A 23,073-nucleotide genomic window follows, 5' to 3' on the forward strand; every position below is an offset into this window, starting at 1 on the left:
GAATCACTATACGGCATGCTGCAAACGCCACTAGATTCTTGTCTACGCAGGAATGACGGCACTTAGTTTACGGTGATTCGTCTGCATGGCATCTATTGAGGCGTTCTAAGACAAATTGCCAATAGCTAATAACAAGTCAAATACAGAAATACAAGTAGCAGTAAAAATATGCGCACAAAAACAAAAAAAGCAGAGATCACTCTCTGCTTTTTTGACTATCTGAAATCTGCAGCCTACTTACACGATCACCGCCGCATCTTTACCCACAAACCCCATAATTGCCCCCAACAAATCATCTTCACGATACGGCTTACCAAAGTACTCATTAACACCGAGTTCTTTCGCATAGTTACGATGCTTGTCGGCAGTACGTGAAGTGATCATGATGATAGGGATATGGCTGGTACGTGAGTCGCTACGCACGTTGCGGGTCAGATCGAAACCATCCATACGCGGCATTTCAATATCGACCAGCATCACGTCAGGCGTTACCGACTGCAATTGTTCCAGCGCATCAATACCGTCTTTTGCCAGGATGACCTGATAACCTTCACGTGTCAGCAAGCGTTGGGTAACGCGTCGTACTGTCAGGGAATCATCGACCACCATGACGGTATGCTGCGTACGCAGGCCCTGTACGGGTTCAGACTTGGTTTCTGCGACTTCTGTTGCCGTATGCAGGTTGGCCACAGCGCCCATATCAGGTACGGCTTCAGCACCGAGGTGCTGCAGGCGTGCATGTTCATGTTCCATACGTTGCGCCAGCGGTACCGGGTTCAGGATCAGAACGATTTCACCAGAACCGAGTACTGTCGCGCCGGCGATACCTGTCATACGTGCCAGTTGCGGGCCGATGTTTTTAACAACCACCTCGCGATTACCCAGAACGTCGTCAACGTGGATGGCGACCCTTTCCGTACCGCTCTTCATGATCAGCAAAGGTGTGTATTGCTGCGTCATCGGCGTGGCGTCATCCTGACCAAGCATGGATGAGAGGTAATACATGGCCACGCGCTGGCCCTGCCACATGACCGCACCATCGTTATAGGCATTGGCAAGTGCGTTCGATTTCAACTGCTGCACTTGTTCAACCAGAACGGAAGGTACGGCAAAAGTGCGGCCGCCGGAACTCAGCAATACCACCTGGGTAACAGCCAGCGTCAGAGGCAGACGGATAGTGAACTCTGCACCCTTACCTTCATGGGTGACGACTTCGACACGGCCACCGAGCGATGCCGCTTCAGAGCGGACCACGTCCATACCAACGCCACGGCCTGCCAGTTCAGTGATTTCTGTTGCTGTCGAAAAACCGGGCTCGAAAATCATATTGGCTGTTTCGAGCTCACCAGGATTATCTTCGTTGGTAATCAGGCCGACAGAGACAGCTTTTTCACGTATGCGCTTGAGGTTCAGGCCCTGTCCGTCATCGCTGAAACGGATCACGACCTCATTACCTTCCTGGCGGATTTCAATCAGCAATTCACCGGTTTCTTCTTTGCCGCTATTGCGCCTTTGTTCGCGGCTTTCTATGCCGTGCACAATCGCATTACGTAACAAATGCTCAAACGGCCCGGCCATTTTCTCCAGAACGCCCCTATCCATTTCTACCGTTGCACCACGAATATCCAGATTCACGCGCTTGTCGATTTCTTTGGAAGTCTGGCGTGTTACACGGTACAAACGTTCAGAGATACTGGCAAAGGGAATCATGCGCACGCGCATCAGATCCTGTTGCAAATCACGTGTGAGGCGCGCCTGTACCTGCAAGTCATTCGACGCGCCATCTATGGTACGGGTCAGGTTGGTCTGCACCGTAGCGACGTCGCTGACGCTTTCGGCCATCATGCGTGTCAGTTCTTGCAAGCGGGTAAAACGGTCGAATTCCAGTGGATCAAATTCACGGTCACCCGACAGGGCCATACGAGAAGTGATCTGGGTTTCCGCCTGGATCTCAACCTCACGCAACTGATCGCGCAGGCGATTGACGTTTTCGGTCAACTCGCTCAGTGACGAGCGCAAGGTACTGACTTCATTTTCCAGACGTGAACGCGAAATGGAAACTTCACCGGCCTGGTTGACCAGACGATCAAGTATGTCGGCACGCACACGAACCAGGGTGACAGGTGCACCTGGCGCAGCCGGCGCATTTACCGGTGCAGCCACGGCTGGTGCATTCGTCCTTGTCATGACCGGTACGACCGGAGTGAGGTTAACCAGTTCGCTAATGACAACCGGAGCCTCCGTGGTCTTGGCAGCCTGTTGCTCCTGGAACTGATCCAGTTCTTGTGCAGTAGTCAGCGGTGCCTCTGCCTGTAACGGCGCCACATGTGCTTCAGGATGCAACAGACGGTCAAACATCTGCATGCTGTAGTCATGACGGGCCAGCAAGTCGTCCAGCAGAGAAGCACGTACGGCACTGCCGCCATGCATCAAGGTCTCGATCCGCGATTCCATGTCATGGATATGCTGACCCAGGCCCATGGCACCCGCCATACGTGCACTGCCTTTGATGGTGTGCATGATGCGGGCGATGGATTGTGGTATCGCCATGTCATCCGGTTTTTCCTGCCATGAACGCAGCAACTGGCCAACCATAGGCAGCAAGTCATTACCTTCTTCGATAAAGACCGGCAACAAGTCCATATCAAGCTCATCACGGATCTGGACATTGCCATCAGCAGCCGGGGCGACATACTCGGCGACTGCAACCTGAGCAACAGGTTCCGCTGGTGTTTGTGCCGGCGTAACTACTTCTGGCTCCGCTTCTTGCTTGCTGACTGGCTCAATGACTTGCTCTGGCTCTGGCTCCGGCGCAGGCAACTCTGCCACGGTTTCCAGCACTGGCGCATCGGCCGCCAATGCGACTGATGGCTCGACTTCGGTACTGACAACAGGCAAAGGCGCCAGCAATTCCGGTGGTGCAATGTCGTCCATTGCATCAGTCATGATCGCAGCCATTCTGTCGACCATTGTTTCAGCAGGCGGCGCAGCCTCTGGCAATGCTTCAGCCTGTATTGGTTCTGCTACGTCAAACTCAGATGTCAGTTCATCAGCAGGCAAGGCTGCGACGATTTCCGGTTCTTCTGGCAAAGCTGTTACTGCCAGTTCAGCAGGTTGAGCGAGCAATTCCAGAGCCTGATCTGCAGAGAGCGTTTCAAGCACAGGCAACTCATCATGGGCTGTCGGCAAGTCTGTCATCATAGCAGCATCAGACAAAACGACAGGATCGAGCTTTTCATTTGTTGAAGTGATGAACTCTTCGTCTGCACCTGCATTTGAACGCTCTATCACTACCTGCAACAGATGTTCAAGCTGACGAATTTCTTCTGGCGCAGGTGCTGCCATTTCTGACAGGGCGAATTTCTGCAACATGCGTTTGGCAGAATCCAGTGCACGCTCAAGTACATCATATTCTGACTCGACCAATACGACAGGATGGCGCTCCAGTCTTTGCAGTACAAATTCCAGACTATGCGCGAGCTCCTGCAGTGGCTTGAGACCAACCGTTGCAGAACTGCCAGCCAGTGAATGGCTGGCGTGGATGGCATGAGTAGAGACGTGACGATCAGGTTCATGTCTCCATTCAGCAAAATCCTGCGCAAGGAAGCGCACGATTTCATCCGTTTCGGCCATATAGATGGAATACAGCGGCAAACTGATTTCTATATCACCAATGCGCTTAATGTTGTCATCAACGCTGGGCGCCGGCGCAGAAAGATCAGGGAAATCGATGATTTTCGCAGTAGCGACTTCAGGCACAGCAGGCGTTTCTTCAGATACCAGCTCAGCAGGTTTTTCTTCAGGTATTGGCTCCGCACCAAGCTCATCCGACGTAAGATCTTGCGCATCACGCAGCTCAACAGCCTCAAGTGTCAACGGTTCTTCGATGACTGGCAATACCGTCTCGGCCACCTGTTCAGTCAGCAGTTCCGGTGCGTCTGCCAATTCGTTCAATTCAGTCAGCAAGGTTTCCGATTCGGCCGGTACAGCCACTGCTGATGCATCCACCAAGCCCAGTTCATCGAGGGTGGCTGCATCAAGTGTCAGGTCGGACAATTCAATTGCAGCATCCGTGCTGGCATCAACAGTATCAACCAATGCCTGATCCGGTACAGCAAAGTCTTCGATGATGCTTAACTCAGGCGCATCAGGCGACTCAGGCAAGCCAGCTTCGATGACTGGTTCATCCAATGTGACCAGGTCCGCTGGCATTGATGGCGTTGCCTGTGCTATTTCTGCCCGTACTTCAAGGTCATCCGCCAACGGTGTAGCTTCCATCACTATTTCTTCAGTGACAGGCTCAGCTTCAAATGTCAAAGCTTCGATGGCGTCTGGTATTGCCACCGCATCTGCGGCCGCTATCACCGGCTCTTCAGCCACTGGCAAGGCAACTGCGATTTCTGGTTCAGTCAATACGGGCAAGACAGGAATTTCTTCTACAACAGTTTCTGGTGCTGCCGTCTGCACAGGTTCAGGCGCTGTCTGTACTTCTGGCTCATCAACGTAATCCTGGCCAGCTTTGACGCGCTCGGCAGAAACGATAATACCTTTGCCAGTGCGTGGTGAAACACCGTTTTGCTTCAGCTCGTTAACCCATTCAACCATTTCGCTGGCTGTGCGCTCCAGCAAGGCGTACAGGTTTTCATTACCGTCGCGTGAGTCGGACAGCCACAGATTCATGACCTGCTCTATGCTCCAGGCAGCCTCACCAAATACTGTCAGGCCTACCATGCGGCCACTGCCTTTCAGTGTATGGAAAGAACGACGCAGGCTGGTCAGGTATTCTTGATTGTCAGGTGCTTTTCTGGACAAAGGCAAAGTAGTCTGTACAAAGCCCAGTACTTCGTCCGCTTCCATGAGGAAGATTTCCAGCAATTCGGCATCAATGGCATCGTCGCCGTCAGGGATGTCCTGAGCCACGGCTGCTGCCGGAGCAGTTTCTGCCACCGGTGCTGCAACGATATCCTGCAGGGTAGCAGAACTGTCTGCCAGATCGGTCTTGCCCAGGAGGTCAATGGCAGATTTGGCACGATCTGAAGCCGCCACATCGTCAAGCAGAATGGCAACTGATCGTTCGGATTCGAGCGAGCTTTTCAGCTGGGCTTGCAGGCTCGCGTCGCCTGGTGCTTCTGCCAGCGAGGCCGCCAGACGTGCTGACTCCTGCTGCTGCTGGGCGAGTTCTTCTTCCGCAGTTTGCAAAACAGCGGGTTTTGATTCCTGACCATGTGCTTCGTCACCAGGCAACAAGATATCTGCACTAGGCAACAATTCCTTGCTTGCATGGGCCTCCAGCAAATTGGAGCGGAACAAGCCGGCTTCCCGGTCGAAACTGAATTTCTTTTTGACAGTGTCAGGTTGTGACTGCAGGGTCTCGATGAAGAAGGACAGTGCGCCCACATTTTGGGCAACATTTTCATGAGCGGCTGCCTGGGCACTTGCGTCCAGTGCAGGATCGTCGCCAAACTTGCCTATCATCTGACGGGTATGCTCAACCGCAAGCATGGCATCGTCCTGGTCCAGCATGGCCAGGGCGCCACCTATCTGGTGCAAGTTGCCGTCAATCGGCTTGAGCGTCTCCGCATTCGGTGTCCGGAAATACTCGTCAAGTATTTTTTCTATATGGCGCAAGCTTGATTGCATCTCGGCAACCAGTACACCGAGGGTCTGGCGCTGTTGTGCCTCGCGTGAAATCTCCCCCATCCAGCTGGCCTGGGTCTGAGGTGTTTCACCCGATACGACAGACAGCAGACGCTTTGTGATTTCTTCTGCGCGTTCAGCAAATTGACCAGGCAGGCGTGTGACGTGATCAAGAGCATGTTCAACAAACAGCAGGCTGGTCGCCAACTCTATGCCCAGTTTGCTGCCGTCGGGTGAGTGCGCAACACTGCGGGCAATACCATTAAGTTCACGCAGCAGTTTTGCCAGCGCAGGTGCGTTGAGACCGGCACCGGTTTCGGCGAGGTCTGACATTTTTTGCGAAAACTTGTCTGCCAGGCCAGTCTCGCCATTGGCGATACGCCCCCACAGGTTTTTCACTGCGGACAATTGTTCCTTTGCCGTCGTCAGTGCGCCGGCAGTGATCTGGCCATAATTTTTTTGGTTGTAGTCTTGCGGTACCTTGTCGTCAAGCTGGTAAGCCTTGCGTACACGACTGACAAAAGGAGAAGGATTTTCAACCTGGGCCAGGAAAAACAGGGCATCGCGCAACAAGCGTTCAGGAATGGTGCTGACACCTTCTACCAACCGGCGAATCTGCAAATTGATGCGACCAAAAATCTGTTTTACATATTGCTGCTGGTGGTCAATTGCGCCAAAACCAACTGCTTCTACAAAAGCACGCATGACCACCCAGAAAGCCTTGGCCTGGGAATTGCTCTGCCCATTTTCAATTTCTGCAATCAGATCATGCATGGATTGCGTGGCCAGCTTTTGCTGTGTTTTGTCCTTGCTGGTCAATACTGTCAGCAACAGCTTTTCAAAACGCTGTCGCAGGCCTGTGTAACTGACAGCAGCCGCTTTACTGCTGACAGCCAGCTCAGGGATTTGTTCTTTGGCTGACAACGACGGGAAAAACAGATCCGCGGGATGTATCCGCTCGGCGCCTTTGAGTTCAAGCAGCGCACGATAATACGGGAACAGACGCACAGGCTGATGCGGCGCACCGGAGAGCAGGTCCTCAAGGTAACGCAAAACTGCGTGGAAGGCATCAACAATGACTTCCACACTGGCCTTGCTCATTTCAAGCTGGCCATTTTGCAGACGTTCAAGTAACTCTTCTATGGTTTCGGTGACGATGGAAACACCATCGATGTCAACGATCTGCAAGGCGCCATGGGCCTGGTGCAGATAACTTTTTGCATGCAATAAGGTGGTAGGACGGGTTTCAGCATCCTGGTCAAGTGCCTCTGTGAGCATCTTGCCAGCATTCGTGATTGCTTCCCGCACTTCTCCCATCACCCAGGATAGCGGTCCGATGTCGAACTGTTCCTGTGGAAGATCTGGCGATTTTGAAAAATCGGATGTCATGCGTACTCCGCAAACTCAAGAGCAATGAACCGCAGTTCATTGCCATACATATATGTTAGGGTTGCAGCTGGTACAACCGGGGCTGGAAAATCAGGCGGCAACCCGGAACCGTGACACAGAGTTCTTGAGTTCTTCTGCCAGCATGGACAACTCTTTAATGGAAACCGCAGTTTGCTGCGTACCATGCTGAGTTTGCTCGGTGATGGTCAGAATGTGCTGGATGTTTTGTGCAACGCCGTTCGCAGACGTAGCCTGTTGTTCCGTCGCCAGCGAGATGCCTTGAATCAGTTCCGCGAGACGGTTGGAAACGCTACGGATTTCAGACAGCGCCGTACCGGCCGCATCTGACAGTTTCGCTCCCTCAACCACACCCTGAGTGGATTTTTCCATCGCGGCAACCGCGTCATGAGTATCCGTTTGAATCGTACGAACCAGCGCACCGATCTGCTTGGTCGCTTCAGCTGAACGTTCCGCCAGACGCTGAACCTCTTCCGCAACCACCGAGAAGCCTCGACCCGCTTCACCCGCAGACGCCGCCTGAATCGCCGCGTTCAGCGCCAGTACGTTGGTTTGTTCGGTAATGTCGGAAATCAGCTCGGTAATCTCACCAATCTCTTGTGAAGATTCACCCAGACGTTTAATACGCTTGGAGGTTTCCTGGATCTGTTCGCGAATCTCGTTCATACCCTTGATGGCGTTTTCCACCGCATGGGCACCCTGCTCCGCCGCAGCAACCGACTGACGCGCAACCTCGGCTGATTCATTCGCAGAACGCGATACGTCGGTAATTTCTGCCGCCATCGTCAGAACCACCTGACCGGCATCAGAAATCTCGCGGGACTGCTGCTCGGATGCAGACAACAAGTCGCTGGAAATATTCTGCGCTTGTGTAGATGCCGAAGTAACCTGTTCCGCCGTTGCCGTAACGCGACCTACCAGACCACGCAATTCTTCCACCGTGTAGTTAACCGAGTCGGCAATCGCGCCCGTGATATCTTCCGAAACCGTTGCCTGAACCGTCAAGTCACCATCCGCAACCTCTTGCAATTCATTCATCAGTCGCAAAATCGCAGCCTGGTTCTGATCGTTGGCAGCTTTCGCTTCCTCTTCTTGCTTCTGCGCTTGCATCATCTGTGCCGCAGCTTCAAGACGGCGTTCATTCGCTTCCCTTGCACGGTTACGGCTTTCCTGCAACTGAACGAAACCGATACCTACCGCTGCAACCAGCGCGAAGAAAGCAGAACCAAGCATCAACAGGAAGTAAATACTGGTGGCATCCTGTTCTTTGGTATAAGTCTGCTGCAACTTGGACAGTTTGTTTTTCAAGTCCTCGTTTTCATTAAACAGCAATTGTTCAGATTGTTTCGCAGCAATAAAGTTTTGCAGGTTACCCAGAATACTGGAAACCGATACCTGGTAATCAGCAAAGGTCTTTTGTAATTCTGTCAGCTTGTCGCGGGTGTCCGCATCCTTGGTTGCTGTCAGACGCAGTACATCGCTGCCCTTGAGGAAGCCATCAACCAGATCACGGAAAGTATTCGTATCCTTACCGAGCAAGAATGCCGTTTCAGGATTAACACCCTCAGAAGTCAGGAATTCATTCGCACTACGACCCAGACGCTGGGTCAACATGACCAGCTGGCCGGCAGCATTGATTTCACGCGCAGAACCACCGCCCTGTACCTTCAGGGTGGAAATCTGTTCCGTCAATTCCAGCAAGACTGGCGACAGGGCATTCATTTTTTGCAGTGTCTGACCGAAACCGGTCAACTCTTTTTGACGGTTCAGAATGGTTTCCGCAGCCTTGTTCGAGTTACCCCAGGCTTTTTGCACTTCTTTAACCTGCGGTTCCAGAGTTGAGTCTGCCTTTTTGACTGAACGGCCCTGGTAGTTACCACCATTCAACAGGGTAGTCAGGTCCGTATTCATTTCGGTACGACTGTCTTTTAACTGTTTAAACGCTTCGACATTACCCTGAATCGCATTTGGCGCCGCTTTACCAATACGCTGCGAGTGCATCAGCGCTTCACCGGCAATCTGTGCCTGTGTGGACAAGAGTGTCGACTGTTCGGAATTCAGATAAACTGCAACACCGCCCAGCAGCAGGAAGAAAGCCATGGTGCCAAGCAAAAAGTTGGTCTGGCGGCGAACTGACATACCACCGATGATGGGCAGGCGGATATTGCCGCCTTTTTCCAGTGCATCACCAATAAAGGTCGCATCGGCGTAGGCTTCAGTCTTGACTGGAGTTGCGCCCGCTGCAACTGGCTCAAGCCCTGCTTCATGAGCTTCCGGCGATATCATCTTGACGTTGTTTGCGTCTTCAACTTCAATCGAATCAGCATTCCCGAAAGACCTGGCCGCGACGTCTGCTCCGTCAAGTTCTGGTTCTTCTTTTCCTTTGGACAAGAACGGTAGATTAAATGCCATTACTAAGTCTCCTAAACGATTGAAAAGCTATCAGCACTGCTTGAATGCGTATGCTGATTTAAATACCTATTTGCAAAAAATCCTGGTCCTGTATCAAGGCGGCCAGACTGAGTTCAAACCAGATGTTGCCATCCTTGTCTCTGTACTTCTTCTTCAGCCAGTCTTTGCTTTCCAACTGACTTGCTTCGAGCGGAATTTCTTCCATTTCTGAAACAGTACGCAAACCCAGAACCTGAGAAACCAGCAAACCGCTGTTGAAAGCCATATTAGGGGCAAAGGCAACAATCCGGCATGAAGAATCGAGTTTGGTGGAGTCCATACCCTGGAAACGTGGTAAATCAATCACGCCAGTCAAGCTGCCGCGAATATTTGACAGGCCTATATACCAGTCCCTGGTGAGCGGCACTTTGGTCAGGGCGCCGGCCGTGACAATCTCGCCAGACTCACGCAAATCCAAAAGATAACGTCCCTGTCCTATCATGATGCCGAGCTGGCTGAGCTTGGTATAGCCACCACGCTGGGCAGCTTGCATGCGTTCAACCAGCTGCGCCTGGAATTCGCGCAGGCGGGTACGGCGTACACCCTTTTCGGGCTTGACAACTTCCAGATTTGCTGCAGCAGTTTCACGCACAGTCTGATTCATGAGGCAATCCGAAGATATCTTATTGTAGTTGCAAGAATTAAAACCAAACTATTCGAATTAACCGAGCGCAGAAATTTTTGCCAGCAGTTCTGCCGGATCAATAGGCTTGACCAGGTAATCACGGGCACCCTGACGCAAGCCCCAGATACGGTCTGTTTCCTGGTTTTTACTGGTGCAGATGATGACCGGAACATCCTGTGTGTCCGGGTCTTTGGCGATGGCACGGGTAATCTGGAAACCATTTTGTCCAGGCATGACCACGTCCATCAAGATCAATTGCGGCTTGTCAGCCTTGATCTTGGTCAGCGCTTCTTCGCCATTTTCAGCGGTCGACACTGAAAAGCCATTTTTAACCAATACATCGGTCAGGAAATAGCGCTCTGTCGGGGAGTCGTCCACTATCAGAATTTTTTGGATGGTCATCTTTTTTACCTCAATTTAACTAACTTAACTAACTATATAGATCTAGGTCGCTGACGTGTAATTTCTTACCGTTTTCAGCAGACTGTCCTTTGTAAAAGGCTTGGTCAGGTACTCATCAGAGCCGACCATCGCGCCACGGGCACGATCAAACAAGCCGTCCTTGGAAGACAGCATGATTACCGGTGTATCCCGGAATTTCGCGCTTTTCTTAATCAAAGCGCAAGTTTGATATCCGTCCAGTCTGGGCATGAGGATATCGCAAAAAATCAGGTCCGGATGAGAATCGTTGATCTTGGCCAGCGCATCAAAGCCATCCTCCGCCAATACGATCTTGTATCCGGCCTGTCCCAGAAAAATCTCGGCTGAACGACGTATGGTGCTGCTATCGTCAATCACCATGATTTTCAAGTTCTCGTTGCCCGTCAACGTTGACATAAAGCTATCTCTTCCTGGCAGTATTAAGGTTACATATCACTGTAACAAAAAATAGTACTTTTGCGCTTTTTTTCCTTGAATAAACATATTAAGCAACATCAAAATCGACACATTACTCAGATTGCCACCATTTCGAAGTCTTCTTTACGGGCGCCGCACTCTGGACAGGTCCAATTCATGGGAACATCTTCCCATCGGGTTCCGGCCGGAATACCATCTTCAGGCGAGCCTTGCTCTTCGTCATAGACCCAACCACAAATCAGGCACATCCACGCCTTGAAAACCACTTTTTCCGTTACCGTATCTGTCACGACTAAAACCCTTCAATCAAGTAAAATAATGAAACTACTGCAAACAATCCGTTTGCATTGTGTTACTAATGGCATTTGCGCGAGTAATTTAAGTCCTCACGAAGTCAGCTATATTAATCTACCCAACGTGCAAAACCAAATTTCTCCACTAATACTGAGCTTTGGCGCTTCAGATCCTGTTGCTGCTACAGGCATTCATGCCGATCTGGCATCATTTGCTGCCATGGGCTGTTACGGCCTGCCTGTCATGACCGCCATTTTAACTGGTGATACGTCACAAATCGATGATTTACATCCACTTGATGCGGATTTAGTCGATGAACAGGCCAGAACCGTGCTCGAAGACATGCAAGTGCTGGCTTTCAAGGTTGGTCAGGTCGGCAGCGTCGAAAACGTCACCGTCATCGCCGAGATTGTTTCAGACTATCCGGAATTGCCTCTTATATTAGACCCCTTCAATGCCGCTGTCACCGAACAGGGACCGGAAGCCGAAGACCTGGTATTGGCCATACGCGAACTCTTGATACCGCAGGCCAGTCTGCTCATGATTTCAGCTGTCGAATTATCCCGCCTGGCAGAGACCTGGAAAGAAAACGGTGAGCCTGATGACCTGGCTGCCGACGCCATGACCCTGATCGAATCCGGCTGCGAGTATATATTAGTTACCGGCACATCGGGCGATGCCGGCGAAGTCGTTAACACTTTATATAATGAATCCGGCGTTGTGCGCTGTGACCAGTGGCAAAGATTGCCAGGCTCCTATGCTGGCGCCGGCTCCACCCTGTCTGCAGCAATTGCAGCCCTGGTGGCAAACGGGCTCGATATTCCCGATGCCACCATGGAAGCCCAGGAATTCACTCACGCAGCACTGGGCCATTCGCAAAGACTGGGTATGGGCAGGCTGATACCCGATCGTTATTTCTGGGCCAGGGAAGCTGACTGAAGCGCCCGGCTATTCTTCACTCCATTTGCTCCATCACCTATTGAAGTTCAATCATGACCGATAAAAACGATATCCTCTTCGCCCGCGCCCAGAAAACCACTCCTGGCGGCGTCAATTCCCCGGTGCGCGCATTTCGCTCTGTAGGTGGCACCCCACGCTTTATCAGTCGCGCTGCCGGCCCTTATTTCTGGGATGCGGAAGACAAACGCTATATAGATTACATCGGCTCCTGGGGACCGGCCATTGTCGGGCACGCCCATCCGCAAGTCATCAGCGCAGTACAGGAAGCCGCCGCACGCGGCCTGAGCTTTGGCGCTCCGACTGAAGGTGAAATCGTGATGGCGGAAGAAATCTGCAAACTCGTGCCGAGTGTCGAACAGGTGCGCCTGGTATCGAGCGGCACAGAAGCCACCATGAGCGCCCTGCGCCTGGCGCGCGGCGCGACCAAACGTGACAAGATCATCAAGTTTGAAGGCTGCTATCACGGCCATGCCGATTCTTTGCTGGTCAAGGCTGGCAGCGGCCTGCTGACTTTTGGCAATCCTACCTCGGCTGGCGTACCTGAAGACTTCAGCAAACATACGCTGGTACTTGACTATAACAACTGCGAACAACTGGAAGAAGTGTTCAAATCCATCGGTGACCAGATTGCCTGCGTCATCGTCGAACCAGTAGCCGGCAATATGAACCTGATACGCGCTACGCAAGAGTTCATTAATACCATGCGCAAGCTGTGTACGACACATGGCAGCGTATTGATTTTTGATGAAGTGATGTGCGGCTTTCGTGTGGGCCTGCATGGAGCACAAGCACTGTATGGCGTGCAAGCTGACCTGACTTGCCTGGGCAAGGTCATCGGCGGTGGTTTGCCGGTAGCCGCCTTTGGCGGCCGCGCTGACCTGATGGGCCACATGGCGCCTCTGGGTGGTGTCTACCAGGCCGGTACCTTGTCTGGCAATCCGGTTGCTGTCGCCGCCGGCATGACTACCCTGAAAATCATCCAGCAACCTGGTTTCTATGAAAACCTGACTGCGCAAACCCGCAAGCTGGTGGATGGCTTGAGTGCTGCCGCCAAAGCTGCCAATATCACCTTCCGCGCCGACGCTGTCGGTGGCATGTTTGGCCTGTATTTTGCCAGTGAGGTGCCGGGCTCCTATGCCGCCATGATGGCCAGTGACAAGGAAAGATTCAACCGTTTCTTCCACCTGATGCTGGACCAGGGCGTCTACCTTGCTCCATCCGCATTTGAAGCAGGCTTCGTTTCTGCACAACATGATGATGGCATCATTGCCGATACGATTGCTGCAGCTGAAAAAGCCTTTGCACAACTCTGATCTGAATAGTAAAGCAGCGTGCCGTGGCACGCTGCCTGCATCTTTGCTTATATCTCTGCTTTAGCTCTCTATATGAGCAGCTTCAATTTTTTGATCTGAAATCCACCTGCCCTGGCCGTCCTGGCAAATTCAAATTCGCATGCGGCACCGGCGTCTGGCTGATGACTTTGCCGCGCCGCAGCACATGTGTCCGGGTGGCGCGCAAGCGGATAGCTTCGACGGGATCACTTGCATCGAGTATTACCAGATCAGCATTGCACCCTACCTCCAGCCCGTATCCTTCCAGCCCCAGGATACGTGCCGGTGCAGCAGTCACTGCGTGGAAGCACTGGCGCATTGCATCCTGACCCGTCATCTGCGCCACATGCAAACCCATCTGTGCAACTTCCAGCATGTCACCAGACCCCAGGCTATACCAGGGGTCCATCACGCAATCATGGCCGAAGGCGACATCTATACCAGCTGCCAGCATTTCCGGCACTCGTGTCATGCCACGGCGTTTGGGGTAGGTGTCATGGCGCCCCTGCAAGGTAATATTGATAAGCGGATTGGCAATGGCGGCGACACCGGCTTCGCGCATCAATGGCAGTAATTTACTGACATAGTAATTGTCCATGGAATGCATGGATGTCAGATGCGAACCAGCCACCCGGCCTTGCATACCCAGTCTTTGCGTATGGTAAGCCAGGGTTTCTATATGGCGGGACAAGGGGTCGTCCGACTCATCGCAATGCATGTCGACGCGCAAGCCTTTTTCTGCTGCGAACTCACATAATAGCCGTACTGACTCTGCACCGTCAACCATGGTGCGCTCAAAATGCGGGATGCCGCCGACCACGTCAACTCCCATGCCAATCGCGCGCCTGAGGTTATCCATGGCGCTGGCGCTGCGCAAGATACCATCTTGCGGAAACGCCACCAATTGCAGATCCAGATAAGGAGCAACACGGCGTTTTACTTCCAGCAAAGCCTCCACTGCAAGCAAGCGATCATCACAGATATCGACATGCGAACGGATAGCCAGCAAACCGCGTCCCACGGCCCAGTCGCAATAACGCATGGCGCGCTCGACCAGGGCTTCTTGCGTCAGCATGGGTTTCAACTCTCCCCATAAGGCTATGCCTTCGAGCAAGGTGCCAGACTGATTGACGCGTGGTAAGCCAAAACTGAGTACGGCATCCATGTGGAAATGGGCATCGACAAAAGGCGGCGTCACCAGATTGCCTGCTGCATCAATTTCTTCCTTGCCGATGGCGGGTAAAGCGGCATCAATGGCAGTTATCCTGCCATCCCGGATTGCCATATCCATGCCTTTGCGACCATCTGGCAAACTGGCATTGCGAATAACAAGATCACTCATCCCGAATCCTTCAATATAGTTATTGGAACCTGTTTACGATCTGTAGCGAGCGTCAGCGGGGTCAGCATAATAAAAGCGCAGCGCAAAAAGCGGAATGTACCTGAGTACATGAGCATTTTGAGCAGCACATGAGCCCCGATCACGCTCGCGCAGTAAGATCATAAACAGGTTCTTACAGAAAATATGCACCACAGTGTCATCCTGCGTCATAATCTTGACACAGAAAGGCAGGAATTTTATGGCAACAATGAAGCAGGTCGCAGAAAAGGCAAGGGTTTCTACCACTACCGTTTCTCATGTCATCAATAACACCCGTGTCGTCAGCGAAGACGCACGTGAGCGCGTGCTCGCCGTCATCCAGGAGCTGCGCTACATCCCCAGCGCGGTTGCCCGCAGCCTGAAGAATGACCGCACCCATACCCTGGGTATGATGATACCGAATAATTCCAACCCCTATTTTGCTGAAATCATACAGGGGATAGAGGACGCCTCTTTTAAGCTTGGTTACAACATCATTCTCTGCAATTCTTATGATGACCCCAAAAAACAGGCTGCCTATATCCGCGTATTGATGGAAAAGCGCATCGATGGCCTGATCCTGGTGTCGTCCGGTTCCGATGAGGAACTCACGCAATTACTGGCTGACGAAGGCATACCCAAGGTACTGGTGGACAGGGAAGTGTCTGGTGTCGTGGCTGATTTTATTGAAGCCGACCATGAACAGGGGGGCTATGAAGCCACCCGCTACCTGATAGGTCTGGGGCATACCCGGATAGCCTGTGTGGCCGGACCTGATATTTTGCTGCCCAGTGGTGACCGCGTGACAGGCTACCGGCGGGCACTCAGTGAAGCCGGTCTGCCTTTCAGGCCAGAATATCTGCTGCATGCAGACTTTACCAGTCAGGGCGGATTTAACGCCTTCCAACAATTACTGGCTTTGCCGCAACGTCCATCAGCCATCTTTGCCAGTAATGACCTGATGGCGATTGGTGGTATCCGGGCAGCCAACGAAGCGGGTATCAGGATACCGGAAGGCTTGTCGGTCATCGGTTATGATGATATCGCCCTGGCGTCCTTCAGCACCCCGCCACTGACAACCATAGCTCAACCCAAGCAAGCCATCGGCAATTTGACAGCGCAAATCCTGGTCAACCGCATTGTTGACCCCGAAGCACCGTTGCGCCGTGAAATGCTGAAGTCACAACTGGTAGTACGCCAGTCAACTGGCATGCCTCCCGCTCAAACTGAAGCCATGTGAGCAGACGGACGTCAACCAATTAACCAATTAAAGCACTGCCAGCAGCTTGGGGAAAGTCTCCCCCAGTACTTTGTTGAGTACTTGCAGAATAATCAATGCCACCAGTGGCGAAAAATCCAGGCCACCGAGAGAGGGAATCAATCTGCGCAGTGGCGACAATACTGGATCATTCAATGCGCGGATAAAGGGAGCAAACGGTGCTTGCGGATTGACCCAGCTAAAAATGGCCTCCAGTACCAATAAAGCCATCAAGCCATATAATATCCACTGCAACATGCGGAAAATTGCCATCAGCAGTATCAGATTCACCGGGAACTGTTGTATCAAACCAAAATTGAGCGCCACCGCGATCAGAGCCACAAGCAGTACCGAGATCAGTGAGGCCCAGTCATATCCACGAAAACCCGGCACCATCCTTCGTATGGGGTGTACCAGCCAGTCGGTCAGCTGAAAAATTGCCTGCGCCAGGTTCATTGGCGGCCTGACACGCTGCACCTGCATCCAGAAACGCAGCAACAAAAATCCAGCAAACAAACCTGTCACCGTATCAATGACATAAGTAAAAATTTCATATAACACGATGCATCCCCAAAAAAAACCCACTGCATGACGAATCAGACAGTGGGTATTGTGCCTGAATAAAACCAGGCTACCAAGCATATCAAAGATTATGCCGGGCGATTACCAGTTGGGAAAGGCCAAGCTGCGTTTGGACTAACAACGGTTTTTGCATCAGGTGTCGCTGGTTTTGCTGGAGCGGCCTTTTTAGCGGCTGGCTTAGCCGCCGCTTTTTTTGCTGCTGGCTTCGCTGCTGGTTTAGCGGCTGCCTTTTTAGCTGCAGGTTTGGCAGCTGCTTTCGCTGCTGGCTTGGCTGCTGCCTTTTTAGCTGCTGCTGGTTTGGCTGCTGGTTTAGCTGCGGCTTTTGCTGGCTTGGCGGCTGCTTTTTTGGCTGCTGGTTTAGCTGCGGCTTTTGCTGGCTTGGCGGCTGCTTTTTTAGCTGCTGGTTTAGCTGCGGCTTTTGCTGGCTTGGCGGCTGCTTTTTTAGCTGCTGGTTTAGCTGCGGCTTTTGCTGGCTTGGCGGCTGCTTTTTTGGCTGCTGGTTTAGCTGCGGCTTTTGCTGGCTTGGCGGCTGCTTTTTTGGCTGCTGGTTTAGCTGCGGCTTTTTTAGCTACTGGTTTAGCTGCCTTGGCTGCTGGTTTGGCTGCAGCTTTTGCTGCTGGCTTGGCGGCAGCTTTTTTAGCTGCTGCTGGTTTGGCTGCCTTGGCTGCTGGTTTAGCCGCAGCTTTTGCTGCTGGCTTGGCGGCAGCTTTTTTAGCTGCTGCTGGTTTGGCTGCCTTGGCTGCTGGTTTAGCCGCAGCTTTTGCTGCTGGCTTGGCAGCTGCTTTTGCAGCTGGTTTAGCAGCGGCTTTTTTAGCTGCTGGTTTAGCGGCCTTCTTTGCAGCAGGCTTCTTGGCTGCTACTGGTTCGTCCGGGGACGGTTGTGGTGCTGTTGCCATTTTGTTTCTCCTTCAATTGAGATGGAAAAAAATCAGATAAAAATTAAATCCGCTCGATCCCTTCAAGCGGATTATTCATCGGCACAAACATGATCGCTGTTTGCGCTAATGAATTCTGCACCGGCCGAACTGCTCCATCCCCTCTATTGATGGGGCACTTCAGCCATCATGGTTTGCATTAAAACCTGCTTATGATCTTAAGCGCGGGCGTGATCGGGGCTCATGCGCTACTCAAAATGCTCATGTACCAGAGTACATTCCGCTTTTTGCGCTACTCCTCACACCGCTGACGACCGCTCGCTACAGATCATAGACAGGTTCCACGCCGGCTCCTCACCGGGGCACAAACCCAAAAACACCTGCTGTTAGCAGCAAGTGCCGGTATTCTTTTGTGAAACAGAAAGACCAATAGCCACAATACCCAGTGTATCCGGGTATTGCGGCACTAACAGTTCAAAACAATGTTGTCTGTGACTGTCCATTCAGTTTGGTGAGGCCTCTCGCGTTTTACATCTTGTGCAAATCATGAGTAATCCTGCCGTGTTCTGTACTTTGCGAGTCTGTTTGAGTTTGCTTATTCTGGTTTGCACTGTCCATCAATCCTGCATCAGCTCACTGATGCACTTAGTACCAGTATTCACTTCAAACTCAAACTACCCGCTCATCCAGATCGATTCCACTACCGGATTCTGGCGATCGCTGTGATCAGCGTTTATTCCCAGTTGAGGGCTCCGCCAGTTTGATACTCAATTACACGTGTCTCAAAAAAGTTGCGCTCTTTTTTCAGGTCTATCATTTCACTCATCCAAGGGAAAGGATTTTCTTCCTGAGGGAACAGCGCTTCGAGACCAATCTGTTGTGCGCGGCGATTTGCGATGAAGCGTAAATAACCTTTAAACATAGGCGCATTCAAACCGAGCACTCCACGCGGCATTGTATCCTCTGCGTAACGATATTCCAACTCCACAGCACGCAAAAACAACGATTTAATTTCATCTCTAAATGCTGGAGTCCACAAATGCGGATTTTCCATCTTAATTGTATTGATCAAATCGATCCCGAAATTGCAGTGCATCGATTCATCACGCAAGATGTATTGATACTGTTCAGCCGCACCCATCATTTTATTTTGACGACCGAGCGCCAGAATTTGCGTGAAGCCGACATAGAAAAACAGGCCTTCCATCAGGCAGGCAAACACGATCAATGACTTCAGCAAAGTCTGGTCTGCCTCGGTAGTGCCGGTCTTGAATTCAGGATTTGTCAGCACGTCGATGAAAGGAATCAGGAACTGATCCTTGTCGCGAATCGATTCAATCTCGTTGTAGGCATTGAAGATTTCACCTTCATCAAGACCCAGGGACTCAACGATGTATTGATAGGCGTGGGTATGAATGGCCTCTTCAAATGCCTGGCGCAGCAGATACTGGCGGCATTCAGGTGCAGTGATGTGGCGATAAGTGCCGAGCACGATGTTGTTGGCAGCCAGGGAATCTGCTGTCACAAAAAATCCCAGGTTGCGCTTGACCAGACGACGCTCATCTTCGGTCAGACCGTTCGGATTCTTCCAGAGCTCAATATCACGCTGCATATTGATCTCTTGCGGCATCCAGTGGTTGGCACAGCCAGCCAGGTATTTGTCCCAGGCCCATTTGTATTTGAACGGGACCAGCTGGTTGACGTCAGTCTGGCCGTTGATGATACGTTTATCAGCCGCATTGACGCGACGTGCCAGGTCTTCTGAAGACACGGTCACCGGTTTGCTGACCAGTGCCGGATTAAGGGCGACTTCCTGTGTCTGCAGGCGCTGTTGTAAATCCATGCCACTGACATGGCGAGGCGCAGGCGCTGGCGCTGGCTGAGCTGCCGGTGTGACTTCATCGTCCCAAGATAACATTATTTATTCCCTTACGTTTTGATACATTTTTTCCAGGGAAGAAGTCGCACCTGCACTTCTTCCCGCGCTGGCCATGTCTGGATGGCGGACTATATTACTGACAGGCTTCGCACTCTTCAAAGCCGGCATCGCCAGGACGCAACATGCAGGCCGGACCATCCGTCTCTTGTGCTGCGGCCGCCGCGCCAACTGCGGCACTGGCGCCGTAGCCACTGTTGCCATCGACAGCCACGGCGTTCAGGGCGCCTGTTTTGCTCGTCGATTTTTCAGTGTGCGTCGCACCAATCGTGCGCAGGTAATAAGTTGTCTTCAAGCCGCGCAGCCAAGCCAGCTTATAAGTTTCATCGAGCTTCTTGCCAGATGCGCCCGCCATGTAAATATTCAAGGACTGTGCCTGATCTATCCACTTCTGGCGGCGTGCTGCTGCTTCAACCAGCCAGGACGGGCTGACTTCAAACGCTGTTGCATACAGGTCACGCAGATCTTCAGGGATACGATCGATGCGTGCCAGGCTGCCATCAAAGTATTTGAGGTCGGCGATCATGACTTCATCCCACAGGCCGCGTTCCTTCAGGTCACGTACCAGGTGTTCATTGATTTCAGTAAACTCACCGGACAGGTTCGACTTCACATACAGGTTTTGGTAAGTCGGCTCGATACAGGCAGACACGCCAATAATGTTAGAAATTGTTGCAGTCGGGGCAATCGCCACGCAATTGGAATTGCGCATGCCATATTGTTTGATGCGATCACGTACGACAGACCAGTCCATGGTTTCCGAGAAATCGGCTTCCAGATAGCCGCCACGTTCTTCTGCCAGCAGTTTCAACGAGTCTTGCGGCAGGATGCCACGGTCCCACAGGGAACCACGGTAGGAACTGTAGCGGCCACGTTCTTCAGCCAGCTCGGTCGATGCCAGGTAAGCGTAATAGCAAACGGCTTCCATCGATGTGTCAGCGAACTGAACGGCATCCATCGATGCATAAGGAATACGCATCATGTGCAGGCAATCCTGGAAACCCATGATACCCAGACCGACAGGACGGTGACGCAGATTGGAATCGCGCGCTTTCTTCACTGCATAGTAGTTGATGTCGATCACGTTATCCAGCATACGCATCGCTGTACGCACAGTTTTTTGCAATTTAATGTGATCGAGCTTGCCATCTTTCATGTGGGCCGGCATGTTGACCGAGCCCAGGTTGCAGACTGCGATCTCGCTGTCGTTGGTGTTCAGGGTGATTTCTGTACACAGATTGGAGCTGTGAACGACGCCGACATGCTGTTGCGGTGAGCGGATATTGCATGGGTCCTTGAAGGTGATCCATGGATGACCTGTTTCAAACAGCATGGACAACATCTTGCGCCACAGATCCAGCGCTGCGATCTTTTTCGACAGTTTCAGTTCGCCAGCAGCGGCCTTGGCTTCATAAGCCGTGTAAGCCTGCTCGAAGGATTTGCCGTATTTGTCGTGCAGGTCCGGCACATTGGATGGTGAGAACAGGGTCCAGTCGCCTTTTTCCATGACACGCTTCATGAACAGGTCAGGAATCCAGTTGGAGGTATTCATGTCATGCGTACGGCGGCGGTCATCACCGGTATTTTTGCGCAGGTCCAGGAATTCTTCGATGTCCATGTGCCAGGTTTCCAGGTAGGCACAGACTGCGCCTTTGCGCTTGCCACCCTGGTTAACCGCCACCGCAGTGTCATTCACGACCTTCAGGAAGGGCACAACACCCTGGGATTTGCCATTGGTGCCTTTGATGTGTGCGCCGAGTGAGCGTACTGGCGTCCAGTCATTACCCAGACCACCGGCATATTTTGCCAGCAGGGCGTTTTCCTTGATCGCTTCATAGATGCCATCAAGATCATCGGCCACGGTAGTCAGATAGCAGGAAGACAGTTGCGAACGCTGGGTACCGGAATTGAACAGTGTCGGCGTCGAGCTCATGAAATCAAAGCTGGACAGGAGATTGTAAAATTCTATTGCGCGGGCTTCACGATCAATTTCATTTAAGGCCAGGCCCATTGCTACGCGCATGTAGAAAGCCTGGGGCATTTCTATGCGTGTACCATGTACGTGCAGGAAATAACGGTCGTACAGGGTCTGCAGGCCGATATAACCAAATTGCAGGTCGCGGTCAGCCACCAGTGCATTGGCCAGTTTCTTCAAATCGAACTGCGCCAGTTTGGCATCAAGCAGGTCGGCTTCTATACCCTTCTTGATGAATTTCGGGAAGTACTCGACGTATTCTTCGGCCGCATCCTGTTGCGCCACTTCTTTGCCGAACACTTCCTTGCGGACTGTATGCAACAGCAAACGAGCCGTGACCTGGCTGTAGGCCGGTTCTTTTTCCATCAGGGCGCGGGCAGCCAGGATGGCGGATTTGTACAACTCTTCCACCGGTACGCCGTCATACAGGTTCTTCAGGGTCTCGGCCAGGATGGCGTCGGCATCAGCCAGCTTGTCCAAACCCAGGCAGGCGGCTGCAATCATCTTGCGCACTTCTGCCACATCCAGCGGACGCGACTGACCATCAACAATCACATGCAATTGAGGCAAAGCTGGTTCAGCATGACCAGGTGCATCGCTGATGCGACGACGTTCTTCCATGCGCTTGGCACGATACAGCACATAGGAACGCGCCACATCATGTTCACCAGAACGCATCAGGGCCAGTTCAACCTGGTCTTGCACATCTTCTATATGAAAGGTGCCGCCGGCCGGCTGCCTGCGCATCAGCGCCGCCACCACGCCACCGGTCAGCTGTTCCACCAATTCACGAACTCTGGCGGACTCTGCACCATGTCCACCATTGACAGCCAGAAAAGCTTTGGTCATGGCGATGGCGATTTTGGACGGCTCGAAACCGACGACAGAACCATTACGGCGAATGATGCGATATTCGCTGTAAGCCGACGTGCTGGCGCTGGCAGGCGTGCTTGCCGGACTCAAGACCGATCCCAGATCTGGCTTGGACAAAGTGGATGTTTCAATAGAAGAGTGCATTAATCCTCCGGATGCAGTGTTATTTTTCCCGACAAAGTGCACATGAAGAAAGCACCTTGAGGGTAATGGGGTTAAACAGGTAATGCGCAATACAGCCAACAGCCGGATATGAAAAATTCTCATATCCAATTTATTTTGTTCAAATCATTTGCTAAAACAATTGCAAAACAAGAAGGGAAATTGAAGCAAGGAAAGAAAACAAACAAATCACTTAAACCACTACATATAGTGCGCTAATTTTTATTTGCCCTAATTCTAGTACCCCAACTTGGTATATGCAACCGCTTTTCATTTAAATAATTGAATTATTTTTTTACGCAAAACCTGCTTTTAGTGTTGACATTGGCAAAGCACAGTAAGGCAGTGGCACTGGTGGAAGTGGACACTAACGACGACACCTGCCGTCTGACTGCAAAGGGATGGGAGTCGCAAGAACAACTTGAAAAGAATAGCCAGAGTTGCGTTTGCATACACTCTGACAAGGAGAAAGCGCGCAAATAAGCTGTG

14 protein-coding genes are annotated in these 23,073 nt (G+C 52.0%); 3 read left to right on the top strand and 11 right to left on the bottom strand.

Annotated elements, in window-relative coordinates; genetic code table 11:
- Window positions 1-237: 237 nt before the first annotated feature.
- The 6 genes from LZ463_RS13680 to LZ463_RS13705 all read right to left on the bottom strand — a co-directional run bounded on the left by LZ463_RS13680 (window position 238) and on the right by LZ463_RS13705 (window position 11,244).
- Window positions 238-7,026, bottom strand: a complete 6,789-nt coding sequence (locus tag LZ463_RS13680; protein WP_241456370.1) for a hybrid sensor histidine kinase/response regulator — start codon at window positions 7,024-7,026, stop codon at window positions 238-240.
- Between the two features lie 90 nt (window positions 7,027-7,116).
- Window positions 7,117-9,456: a methyl-accepting chemotaxis protein gene (locus LZ463_RS13685; RefSeq protein ID WP_241456371.1), complete on the bottom strand. Its 2,340-nt coding sequence runs from the start codon at window positions 9,454-9,456 to the stop codon at window positions 7,117-7,119.
- 58 nt (window positions 9,457-9,514) lie between these two features.
- The gene (locus tag LZ463_RS13690; protein ID WP_241456372.1) at window positions 9,515-10,099 is read right to left on the bottom strand and encodes a chemotaxis protein CheW; all 585 of its coding nucleotides are present in this window, start codon (window positions 10,097-10,099) and stop codon (window positions 9,515-9,517) included.
- Window positions 10,100-10,156: 57 nt separating this feature from the next.
- Window positions 10,157-10,522, bottom strand: coding sequence for a response regulator transcription factor (locus LZ463_RS13695; RefSeq protein ID WP_277624047.1), 366 nt, complete (start codon window positions 10,520-10,522; stop codon window positions 10,157-10,159).
- A gap of 42 nt (window positions 10,523-10,564) precedes the next feature.
- Window positions 10,565-10,957 (bottom strand): response regulator, encoded by a 393-nt coding sequence (locus LZ463_RS13700; RefSeq protein WP_186952119.1) that lies wholly within the window; start codon window positions 10,955-10,957, stop codon window positions 10,565-10,567.
- Between the two features lie 116 nt (window positions 10,958-11,073).
- Complete coding sequence (locus tag LZ463_RS13705) at window positions 11,074-11,244, bottom strand: rubredoxin (RefSeq protein WP_241456473.1); 171 nt, start codon at window positions 11,242-11,244, stop codon at window positions 11,074-11,076.
- Between the two features lie 151 nt (window positions 11,245-11,395).
- On the opposite strand from LZ463_RS13705, the gene thiD reads away from it, so the two are divergent.
- Together thiD and hemL are read left to right on the top strand one after the other, a co-directional pair.
- On the top strand, window positions 11,396-12,211 hold the full coding sequence (thiD, locus tag LZ463_RS13710; RefSeq protein WP_241456373.1) for a bifunctional hydroxymethylpyrimidine kinase/phosphomethylpyrimidine kinase: 816 nt from the start codon (window positions 11,396-11,398) through the stop codon (window positions 12,209-12,211).
- A gap of 53 nt (window positions 12,212-12,264) precedes the next feature.
- Entirely contained in the window at window positions 12,265-13,545 is a 1,281-nt protein-coding gene (hemL, locus tag LZ463_RS13715; protein ID WP_241456374.1) for a glutamate-1-semialdehyde 2,1-aminomutase, read from the top strand.
- Window positions 13,546-13,627: 82 nt separating this feature from the next.
- On the opposite strand, the gene LZ463_RS13720 is transcribed toward hemL, so the two are convergent.
- Window positions 13,628-14,905: an amidohydrolase family protein gene (locus LZ463_RS13720; RefSeq protein ID WP_241456375.1), complete on the bottom strand. Its 1,278-nt coding sequence runs from the start codon at window positions 14,903-14,905 to the stop codon at window positions 13,628-13,630.
- Between the two features lie 238 nt (window positions 14,906-15,143).
- On the opposite strand from LZ463_RS13720, the gene LZ463_RS13725 reads away from it, so the two are divergent.
- A complete protein-coding gene (locus LZ463_RS13725) occupies window positions 15,144-16,163 on the top strand; it encodes a LacI family DNA-binding transcriptional regulator (RefSeq protein ID WP_241456376.1) in 1,020 nt (339 codons plus the stop codon).
- Window positions 16,164-16,190: 27 nt separating this feature from the next.
- Here LZ463_RS13725 and LZ463_RS13730 read toward each other — a convergent pair whose 3' ends face one another.
- The 4 genes from LZ463_RS13730 to LZ463_RS13745 all read right to left on the bottom strand — a co-directional run bounded on the left by LZ463_RS13730 (window position 16,191) and on the right by LZ463_RS13745 (window position 22,566).
- A complete protein-coding gene (locus tag LZ463_RS13730; protein ID WP_241456377.1) occupies window positions 16,191-16,742 on the bottom strand; it encodes a YggT family protein in 552 nt (183 codons plus the stop codon).
- An 89-nt stretch (window positions 16,743-16,831) separates the two neighbouring features.
- Window positions 16,832-17,659 (bottom strand): histone, encoded by an 828-nt coding sequence (locus LZ463_RS13735; RefSeq protein ID WP_241456378.1) that lies wholly within the window; start codon window positions 17,657-17,659, stop codon window positions 16,832-16,834.
- 712 nt (window positions 17,660-18,371) lie between these two features.
- Entirely contained in the window at window positions 18,372-19,556 is a 1,185-nt protein-coding gene (locus LZ463_RS13740; protein WP_241456379.1) for a ribonucleotide-diphosphate reductase subunit beta, read from the bottom strand.
- Between the two features lie 94 nt (window positions 19,557-19,650).
- Window positions 19,651-22,566, bottom strand: coding sequence for a ribonucleoside-diphosphate reductase subunit alpha (locus LZ463_RS13745; protein ID WP_241456380.1), 2,916 nt, complete (start codon window positions 22,564-22,566; stop codon window positions 19,651-19,653).
- Between the last annotated feature and the right edge of the window lie 507 nt (window positions 22,567-23,073).

This window comes from Undibacterium paludis (genome assembly GCF_022568815.1).
Classification (GTDB): domain Bacteria; phylum Pseudomonadota; class Gammaproteobacteria; order Burkholderiales; family Burkholderiaceae_D; genus Undibacterium.